This window comes from Komagataeibacter saccharivorans, assembly GCF_003207825.1.
Classification (GTDB): Bacteria; Pseudomonadota; Alphaproteobacteria; order Acetobacterales; family Acetobacteraceae; genus Komagataeibacter; species Komagataeibacter saccharivorans.
This window is the reverse complement of sequence record NZ_NKTY01000046.1, coordinates 1-8965: the sequence shown is the minus strand read 5'-3', so window position 1 is coordinate 8965 and position 8965 is coordinate 1. Positions and strand designations below refer to the sequence as shown.

Sequence of the window (8965 nt, the reverse complement as noted above, 5' to 3'; positions counted from 1 at the left end):
TCGGCCAACTGTCTATCGAACTCTCAGCAGAACAGCCTCAACGTTCTTGTTGGGTTCACTCTAAGCGTACGTAAAGTACACTTTCGTGTCGTGACCCCTGTATGTCTTCTGCGGGGACCATCTCCTCAGCGCTACCCTGCGCACGGCAGACAGGGACCCGGGGAAGGAAGCACTGGCAGACATCCGCCGGATCGTGGAGCAGATCAGGAGCCGTTGGGCCCAGGTGCGTATCCTGGTGCGTGGGGACAGCGGTTTCGCCCGGGACAGTCTGATGACATGGTGCGAAGACAACCACGTTGACTTCCTGTTCGGGCTTGCAGGCAACACCCGCCTGTATGACCGGATTGCCTCTTTGTCCGCTGAGGTTCGTGACGAAGCCGCCACGACAGGCAGAGCTGCGCGCGGTTTCGCCTCCTTTGACTGGATCACAAAGGACAGCTGGACGCGCCGCAGGCGGGTGGTGGCCAAGGCCGAATGGCACCACGGCAACCGCTATCATCGCTTTATTGTCACCACGCTACCGCAGGGAATGTCCGACCCCCGCCATCTCTACGAACAGATTTACTGCGCACGCGGGGATATGGAAAACCGCATCAAGGAATGCCGGATGGATCTGTTCTCAGACAGGACCTCGTCCCACACCATCCGGGCCAACCAGCTCCGGCTGTGGTTCTCGGCCGCAGCCTATGTCCTGCTGACCGCTCTGCAAAGACTGGCCCTTGGCCAGACCAGCCTGGAGACGGCGACCTGTGGCACCATACGCGCACGACTGCTCAAAATCGCGACACGTGTAACGCTCAGCGTCCGTCGGATTGTCCTGTCCATGCCGGACATGTTCCCCTGTCAGCATGAATTCGCCCTCGCTCATGCACGATTGCGAAGGCTCCGGCAGGCCATCTGAAGAAACAGACAGTGCACAGACCACATAGCTTCCACCAACACTGCCTTCTCAGGCCGTGACACCCTCACTGCGTTCAGAACCCGCCGCCAGAAGCAGAATATCGTCAATATTCCAGATCGGGCTCCTGTGGGATGACTGAATTCTACAAAATGACCCGAAACTGCCTCAAGTGTGAGAAATCCGCGTCGAAAGCGGCGGAGGCCTGTCACGTCTCGCAACCCGCGCTCTCACGCGCCATTCGTCAGCTTGAAGCGGACTTGGGCGTGACGATTGTTGAAAGAAAGAGAAAAGCATTTACGCTTACAGAAGAAGGGAAGCGGGTTATCCGGTGGGCTCACGATATTCTGCGTGGGATCACGGAATTACGTCAGGATGCTTCCTTGGCAAGGCAGGGACTTTTCGGAATCATACGTATTGGCGTCATTCCGACGGCAGTTCATCTTATTCCCCTGATCCTGCAGGATATAAGGAAAGATGCTGGACCATGTGCCAGTGCCGTACAGGTCATTCCAAATGAAGACATCATTTCGAAGTTGATTTCAAAGGAAATTGATTTCGGCATTATGTATACGGATCAAATGCCTCAGGCCAATTCGTTCGAGGTGCGTACACTTTACGCGGAACATCAGGTTCTGGCTGCCGTAGATGATTTTGAGCTTCCGCTTCAACCGGAAATCACCTGGGAAGAAGCAGCGACTCTTCCGTTGGCATTACTGACAAAAGGTATGCATTGTCGGCAATTGATTGATACCGGGTTTCAAATCGCTGGTGTTACTCCCAATGTACAAATGGAATCAGATTCTCTGGAACTCATACACGCCGAGTTGATGCTTGGTAATGTCGTAACGATACTTCCCATCGCCTCTTTTCCCTTGCGCATATCAGGTGAACAAAAGCTGCAAAAGCGGGCTCTTCAGGGGTTCTCACCAGGTTTCATTGGTCTTTGCAGGATGAAGGACGAACCGATAACGACTTTTGCATCTCGTGCCTGGGGCACTGCTGTAGCAATCGACTACGCTCATGCCATTGAAAAATCCTGTCTGACTCCGGTTGAAACAGAAAAATAAAAATAAATTAGGGAGCAATATACTTTTTTATTCCGTTCGGAAAAAGTGCAGGACACCCAGCTTTTTTCGAAAAACGTAGAGTATGCACTTCTTTTATGGAGCGCATATAGGGTTTTTGCTTTGGAGAACGTAAATGGTCTTTAGAAACTGCAAACACGCGTGCTGCATTGCCGCATTCGTCACGATCCTTCTGGGTCTGTCAGGATGTGCGGATACGGCAGGGCAAGCAAACAACAGACAATCTGTGTACAATGCGATAAAAAATATCCAGTCTGATCCGCATACTATTCCAGATCGCGGTATGTTTTAGAATAAAAATATGTCAGCAGGATCGTCATGACGAGGCATGGAGGCGATAGTCAGACGCAGACTTCCGTTCAAATCTGTTTCAGGCTCCGTGAGGGGATTGAAGATGGCGACCTGCATTGGCTGACAGACGAACAGGTAGTGCGTCTGCGGCCCTTTTCCCGAAAAGCCATGGCACGGCTCAGGTTGACGAACTCTGCATGCTGAGTGGGGGCATCTTCGTCAATCGGACAGTGGTGCTTCCATAAAGAATTGTCCGTATTGCTGCTTTTATTTTCAGAAACGGACATATCTCTTCGTTCTGTCCACAAAATCCGTCTATTTGTAATAATAATTGCTTCGAGAATTTTTAAATATAATTTATATATTTTATAAAATTAATCAGATGCTTTCTGTGAGTATTTTACCTTCGTGAATATTCACATTGTTGTGGGTATTCACACCATAAATTGTTGTGAGTATTCAACCATAAACAGAATTCTTGATGGACATCAATGCTTCACTCCTGCTAGTGACATATTTTGTCGCAATTCACATCAGGCAGGAAATACCCCAATGGCAGACCTTCCCTGGACCAGCTCAAAACGTGAGGCCCCGGAACCCGTTCGCGGTGATCGTGGGGCGAGCATTCTTGGACCGCGCAATCTTCCACGTGAACGCGAGGTTCCCGATCTGCTGGCGTCACCGGACACGGATGCGGGGACAATTCCCAATCTGAAATTCTCTTATGCCGACGCACGCAATCGTCTTGGCTCCGGTGGGTGGGCGCGTGAAATTACCATTCGCGAACTCCCGGTCGCTACAACGCTTGCGGGAGTGAACATGCGGCTCAAACCCGGCGGGTATCGAGAGCTTCATTATCACAAGGAAGCTGAATGGGGTTTCATGATCGCTGGGAAAGCGCGGGTCACGGCGCTGGATACAAGCGGACACCCTTTTGTTGATGATGTTGAAGCCGGGGATATCTGGAATTTTCCCGCCGGGATTCCTCACTCCATTCAGGGACTTGGCGATGAGGGATGCGAATTCCTTCTTGTTTTTGATGACGCGAATTTTTCTGAAAACGAAACTTTCCTGATCAGCGACTGGTTCGCTCATACGCCGCGACATGTTCTGGCGAAGAATTTCGGTGTGCCGGAATCCGTTTTCGCCAATCTGCCAACAGATGTGGAAAAAACGCGCTGGATCTTCAATGGAACCGAACCGACGGTTGCAAAGGAAGATGCGATCAAATGTCCGCAGGGTCCGTCGCAGATCCGGTATACGCATCGGTTTTTGAAGCAGGAGCCTGCGAAAGCTGCTGGCGGAACCGTGCGGGTTGTCGATTCCCGTAACTTTCCGGCGGCCTCGACCATTGCCGCTGCAATTAATGTTGTGGAACCGGGGAGGATGCGCGAACTCCACTGGCATCCGAACAATGACGAGTGGCAGTATTTCGTTCGTGGCCGTGCACGTATGACGGTTTTCGCATCGGGCGGGAAGGCGCGAACCTTCGATTACTGTGCGGGCGATGTGGGTTATGTGCCGCTCGGGATGGGGCATTATCTGGAAAATATCGGCGATGAACCGATGGTTTTTCTGGAAGCGTTCAAGAGCGATCACTTCGCCGATTTCTCGGCCAATCAGTGGTTGGGCCTGTCGCCGCGTCAGATGGTGAAGGAACATCTCAATCTTGACGATGAAACGTTGTCGAAACTGCGGCAGGACAAACCGCTGATCGTCTGATGACACCGCTGATACGCTCGGCCCTGCGCGTTCTCGCGCTGAGTCTTGTGGCGGGGTATGTGGATGCCGTGGGGTATGTTGAACTCCACGGCATTTTCACGGCCGCGATGACGGGAAATTCGACCACCTTCGGGATCTCCCTGGCCGACCGGGATCTGGCCAGAGCCGGCGCGATCGGCACGGTTCTGGGGCTGTTTTTTTTCGGAGCGCTGGCGGCGAGTCTGTTGCGGCGGGCTTTGCCGGCATACCGGCATGAGTGGCTGTGGATGGCGGGATTGCTGGTTCTGGCTCAGGGCGTCCACTGGTCTCATGCCGCAGGTGGCAGTGCTCGAATTGAGACGCTGTTGCTGGCGGTTGCGATGGCGATGCAGGGCGAGGCGCTTTCACGCTTTTCCGGTATTTCCGTGCAGACGATTGTTGTCACCAATAATATTGTAAAATTCGCTGATAATATTGCGGAGTTTCTCTGTGGGATCTGGCGGGGAAAGAGAGAGTTTTCGCTGGCTTCATTGCTGCCGGGACTTGGCTGGACCGGGTGTATCGCCGGAGCCTTTGTGTCGGTTTTTGCGCGCGGGGCGACTTCGGGGTTCTTTCTGGTTCCGGTGCCGCTGCTGATTGACCTGTTTTTCCTCTGGCCGGATCAGGGATGATGGGGTGATAATTACCTGCAGCTGACGCAATCCGTCCCACTCGTTCCCTGATTACAAGTCTCCAGTTTCCATTGGCTGCACGTTCCGGAAACGGGTGCAAACATCACAAGGTGAGCGGGAGAACAGACTGCTAACGGGCGACACGTCCTATGGCGCGACAGGGATACGAAAGCGTGGTTTCCGCAGACGCACCACCAGCGTGTCGAGCGCGGAGAGATAACGTGAACGGTCGAGCTTGCTGAAGGAGGCTCCACCCGGCGTCTCCATTCCGGCGGAGCGGAGATCGGTCATAAGATTGCGCATGCCGAGCGCCATTCCGATGGAGTTGGCGTCGAGTATCTTTCCCTTCGAGTCAATCACGCTCGCGCCTTTTTCCACGCAGCGCGCCGCCAGAGGAATATCGCCGGTGACAACGATGTCGCCTTCCTGCGCCTGCTCAGCGATCCAGTCGTCGGCGACATCCGGCCCGGCCTCCACGATGACGCGCTCGATCAGCGGCGAGTCAGGGATGACGATCATACGGTTCGACACAACAGCGACGGACAGCTTGTAGCGGCCTGCCACACGGTAAGTTTCGTCCTTAACCGGACAGGCGTCGGCATCAATATAGATACGGGTCATGAGCCTCGTCGTGCCTTATTGCGCGGAGGAGGTAAAGCGTGATTCCGTCACTGCCCCGAATGGGCTAAACTCTTCGCAGCATGTCCGAACCTGTTCCTTTCCAGCCCGTCCTGCGTCGGCTTTCCGACGCCGTCATCAACCGTATCGCCGCCGGTGAGGTGATCGACGCGGAAATCTCACAGAAGGGTTGTACATCGGGTTAGATTATGAAAAAGTCTGTTTTGCACAAAAGAATTTTTCATAAGCAATAAACGAACCCGATGCAGACAGAGTGTAGCGCAGGCGCGTATGAGTTTCCAGCCTCCTGTGGACGGCGTGTTGTGGCCCGTTTTGACGAGGGTCGCATGAGTTCGGATGGGGGCGTCATTCTGGTGAAGCAGGCTGATGACATTCTGAGGCTCAGCCGCCGCTTTGCTGCCTGTTTTCGCGATAAGCGGCATCCCGGCTTTGTGGAATACCGGGTTGAAGACCTTGTCCGTCAGCGGATCATGGGCCTGGCACTGGGCTATGAAGATCTCAATGATCACGATGCCCTGCGGCATGACCTGATCTTTGGTCTGGCCTCGGGCCGTCTGTCAGGAGGCCGGGCAAACTGCGCAGCATTGGCTGGCAAATCTACACTGAACCGGTTGGAGCGCAGTGGGCACAAGGCAGATCGTTACTGTCGGATCATTGCTGATCATGAGGCCCTGGCTACCCTGTTCGTCACGCTCTTCCTTGACCAGCATGAGCACGCACCCGCCCGGATCGTTCTGGATGTGGATGCCACCGATGACCGTATCCATGGCCATCAGGAAGGCCGCGCCTTTCATGGATATTACGGCCATAACTGCTATCTTCCCCTGTATGTCTTCTGCGGGGACCATCTCCTCAGCGCTACCCTGCGCACGGCAGACAGGGACCCGGGGAAGGAAGCACTGGCAGACATCCGCCGGATCGTGGAGCAGATCAGGAGCCGTTGGGCCCGGGTGCGTATCCTGGTGCGTGGGGACAGCGGTTTCGCCCGGGACAGTCTGATGACATGGTGCGAAGACAACCACGTTGACTTCCTGTTCGGGCTTGCAGGCAACACCCGCCTGTATGACCGGATTGCCTCTTTGTCCGCTGAGGTTCGTGACGAAGCCGCCACGACAGGCAGAGCTGCGCGCGGTTTCGCCTCCTTTGACTGGATCACAAAGGACAGCTGGACGCGCCGCAGGCGGGTGGTGGCCAAGGCCGAATGGCACCACGGCAACCGCTATCATCGCTTTATTGTCACCACGCTACCGCAGGGAATGTCCGACCCCCGCCATCTCTACGAACAGATTTACTGCGCACGCGGGGATATGGAAAACCGCATCAAGGAATGCCGGATGGATCTGTTCTCAGACAGGACCTCGTCCCACACCATCCGGGCCAACCAGCTCCGGCTGTGGTTCTCGGCCGCAGCCTATGTCCTGCTGACCGCTCTGCAAAGACTGGCCCTTGGCCAGACCAGCCTGGAGACGGCGACCTGTGGCACCATACGCGCACGACTGCTCAAAATCGCAACAGTCGTAAAGGTCAGCGTGCGTCGAATTGTCCTGTCCATGCCCGATATATTCCCTTGCCAGCACGAATTCGCCCTCGCTCATGCACGATTGCGAAGGCTCCGGCAGGCCATCTGAAGAAACAGACAGTGCACAGACCACATAGCTTCCACCAACACTGCCTTCTCAGGCCGTGACACCCTCACTGCGTTCAGAACCCGCCGCCAGAAGCAGAATATCGTCAATATTCCAGATCGGGCTCCTGTGGGATGACTGAATTCTACAAAATGACCCGAAATTGCCTCAAGTGTGAGAAATCCGCGTCGAGCCTGCAGCAACGGTATAATCCGTTGCACTGCTGGCTGCGAAAGCGGGAACAGAAACAAAAAGGGACGTGGTAAAAAGATAAACCTTAAGCCCGTTAACGTGTGGTTTGCGGAAAATTGTAAGGCATTTTCCCAACATGCGGCTGTCTCCTGACGGGCTTAATAGAAATGTCCGGAGAAAACCTTAATAATAATTAATTAATAATATTCTAATCTTTCTCTATCTATATTTGATATAATTTTCTTAACAGCGTTATTTATCCTGCAAAAACAACATTTGTTTGATTTTTATTTACAAAAATTATGTTTATTCAGGGCGGGGAGAGCCGCTTATCCTATGCAGTAGGCCGGTTCTCTGTTGCATGGAGCGCCATTTTGGCCGGGTTGCCGCGCGGGAGGATTGTCCGCGTTGGTATGGGAAAAACCTGCTCACACCTGTTCAGGACTGGGGGGCAGAGAACGCGGAAGGGGGAGGGGGCTGATCGTAAAAATCCACCCTCATCGCCACCTTGCCCATGGGTGTTACAAAATGAGGCTGCTGCGGTTCGATCAGGCCGGGGGTGGCGGGTGTCAGCAGAAGTTCAGATGGAGGGGCCAGATAAGTGAGCTTCAACTCCCCCTCAAGCACACGGATCACGCCCCACACACCCGCCTTGGTATTATGGCGCGTGCGCAAAGCAGCAGGTAGCGTGTCCTGATCGAATACGGGCGTGGAGCGATAGGGCAGGGCTTCGGTCATGGGTATCACTTTTCGGGGAACAGCGCCTCAAGGTGCTGTGTTGCGCTGGGGCATGGTCCGTTTGGCGTAAAAAGAGAGTGCAAGCTGCAAGCTTCTGGCAATGTTGGCTGCCTTGTCCTGTAGAACAGCGGCTACATCTGCTGGCATGTGTGTGGAGGTGGTCTCACCCCATAGTGCCAGCCACCGATCAAACAGTTCTGGCGTAATCCGGTCACGGTGCTGCATATGCACGGACACTGGCTGGCCTTTGTAACGCCCGGTACCCAGCATGACGGAAGACCAGAAAGCCGTGAGCGTTTGCAGGTGCTCAGGCCAGTTGGTCACGGCATCTTCAAAAATGGGGCCAAGCTTGGGGTCCGCGCGCACACGTGTGTAAAAGGCGTCTACAAGTGTTGCCAGCCTGTCCTCGTTTAGTGGCAGCCTGCTCATAATATGAGCCTCCTTAACAGCCTGATGTTGAGTACAGTCTATCTGATGCGACTGGCAGAAAGGTTGCGCCAGCGCAAACCCGGCAGGTAATCCCCCCATTTTTAGTCGGGCGTTAAATGAGAATTCAGGCAGCTGTTTTTAGTTTCTGGGCGGGGGTTAGCCCGCTGTTCCCCATGTTGGGTCTGTCATGGTTATATGTCCAGAGCCATTGTGTTGCGACCTCCTGCACGTCCTGAATGCTTTCAAACAAATACTGCTCCAGCCATTCCTGCCGGACAGTTCTGTTGTAGCGTTCAATATAGGCGTTCTGCTGCGGATTGCCCGGTTGCGTATAGATCAGGGTAATCCCCTGTTTTCCGGCCCATGAAACCAACGTATGACTGACATATTCAGGGCCATTATCCATTCTGATGGCTTCTGGCCTGCCGCGCCACTCCATAACCTGTTCCAGGCAGCGGACAACCCGACAGGCCGGCAGGGAAAAATCAACCTCGATCGCCAGTCCTTCACGATTGAAGTCATCCAGGATGTTCAGGAGCCGAAAAGCGCGTCCATCCAAAAGCCTGTCCGCCATGAAGTCCATGGACCAGACCGTGTTGGGAAGGGCCGGAACCGACAGCTTTTCAGGCTTTTCGCGAACCAGACGCCTGCGGGGTTTAATCCGCAGGTTGAGTTCCAGTTCCCGATAGATCC

General features: G+C 54.3%; 9 protein-coding genes and 1 pseudogene. 6 read left to right on the top strand and 4 right to left on the bottom strand.

From position 1 onward, the window contains the following. Nucleotides 1-94 precede the first annotated feature (94 nt). The 4 genes and pseudogenes from CFR79_RS14745 to CFR79_RS14730 form a co-directional block, all read left to right on the top strand. Nucleotides 95-901: pseudogene (locus CFR79_RS14745) on the top strand (IS1380-like element IS1380A family transposase); the annotation flags it as partial. A 131-nt stretch (nucleotides 902-1032) separates the two neighbouring features. Continuing rightward, entirely contained in the window at nucleotides 1033-1968 is a 936-nt protein-coding gene (locus tag CFR79_RS14740) for a LysR family transcriptional regulator (protein WP_052279983.1), read from the top strand. Nucleotides 1969-2829: 861 nt separating this feature from the next. Then, nucleotides 2830-3999: an oxalate decarboxylase family bicupin gene (locus tag CFR79_RS14735; RefSeq protein ID WP_025439994.1), complete on the top strand. Its 1170-nt coding sequence runs from the start codon at nucleotides 2830-2832 to the stop codon at nucleotides 3997-3999. Further along, nucleotides 3999-4649: a YoaK family protein gene (locus CFR79_RS14730; protein WP_039733935.1), complete on the top strand. Its 651-nt coding sequence runs from the start codon at nucleotides 3999-4001 to the stop codon at nucleotides 4647-4649. Before CFR79_RS14735 ends, CFR79_RS14730 begins: the two co-directional genes overlap by 1 nt. A gap of 147 nt (nucleotides 4650-4796) precedes the next feature. On the opposite strand, the gene CFR79_RS14725 is transcribed toward CFR79_RS14730, so the two are convergent. Next, a complete protein-coding gene (locus CFR79_RS14725) occupies nucleotides 4797-5270 on the bottom strand; it encodes a YaiI/YqxD family protein (RefSeq protein WP_039733934.1) in 474 nt (157 codons plus the stop codon). A gap of 80 nt (nucleotides 5271-5350) precedes the next feature. Here CFR79_RS14725 and CFR79_RS16300 point away from each other — a divergent pair, with 80 nt between their 5' ends. Next, nucleotides 5351-5473 (top strand): hypothetical protein, encoded by a 123-nt coding sequence (locus CFR79_RS16300; protein ID WP_258373650.1) that lies wholly within the window; start codon nucleotides 5351-5353, stop codon nucleotides 5471-5473. 57 nt (nucleotides 5474-5530) lie between these two features. Then, nucleotides 5531-6916 (top strand): IS1380-like element IS1380A family transposase, encoded by a 1386-nt coding sequence (locus CFR79_RS14720; RefSeq protein ID WP_039733932.1) that lies wholly within the window; start codon nucleotides 5531-5533, stop codon nucleotides 6914-6916. Nucleotides 6917-7543: 627 nt separating this feature from the next. On the opposite strand, the gene CFR79_RS14715 is transcribed toward CFR79_RS14720, so the two are convergent. The 3 genes from CFR79_RS14715 to CFR79_RS14705 all read right to left on the bottom strand — a co-directional run. Next, a complete protein-coding gene (locus tag CFR79_RS14715; RefSeq protein WP_012813195.1) occupies nucleotides 7544-7843 on the bottom strand; it encodes a DUF1971 domain-containing protein in 300 nt (99 codons plus the stop codon). Nucleotides 7844-7870: 27 nt separating this feature from the next. Further along, entirely contained in the window at nucleotides 7871-8272 is a 402-nt protein-coding gene (locus tag CFR79_RS14710) for a group III truncated hemoglobin (protein ID WP_039733722.1), read from the bottom strand. A 124-nt stretch (nucleotides 8273-8396) separates the two neighbouring features. Further along, the coding region (locus CFR79_RS14705) for a DDE-type integrase/transposase/recombinase (protein WP_146220158.1) at nucleotides 8397-8965 on the bottom strand (569 nt) is incomplete at its 5' end.

What these genes read in the sequence shown, in the direction of transcription:
- CFR79_RS14740 (WP_052279983.1), top strand. Translation starts at nt 1,033, where the DNA reads ATGACTGAATTCTACAAAATGACCCGAAACTGCCTCAAGTGTGAGAAA.
- CFR79_RS14735 (WP_025439994.1), top strand. Translation starts at nt 2,830, where the DNA reads ATGGCAGACCTTCCCTGGACCAGCTCAAAACGTGAGGCCCCGGAACCC.
- CFR79_RS14730 (WP_039733935.1), top strand. Translation starts at nt 3,999, where the DNA reads ATGACACCGCTGATACGCTCGGCCCTGCGCGTTCTCGCGCTGAGTCTT.
- CFR79_RS14725 (WP_039733934.1), bottom strand. Translation starts at nt 5,270, where the DNA reads ATGACCCGTATCTATATTGATGCCGACGCCTGTCCGGTTAAGGACGAA.
- CFR79_RS16300 (WP_258373650.1), top strand. Translation starts at nt 5,351, where the DNA reads ATGTCCGAACCTGTTCCTTTCCAGCCCGTCCTGCGTCGGCTTTCCGAC.
- CFR79_RS14720 (WP_039733932.1), top strand. Translation starts at nt 5,531, where the DNA reads ATGCAGACAGAGTGTAGCGCAGGCGCGTATGAGTTTCCAGCCTCCTGT.
- CFR79_RS14715 (WP_012813195.1), bottom strand. Translation starts at nt 7,843, where the DNA reads ATGACCGAAGCCCTGCCCTATCGCTCCACGCCCGTATTCGATCAGGAC.
- CFR79_RS14710 (WP_039733722.1), bottom strand. Translation starts at nt 8,272, where the DNA reads ATGAGCAGGCTGCCACTAAACGAGGACAGGCTGGCAACACTTGTAGAC.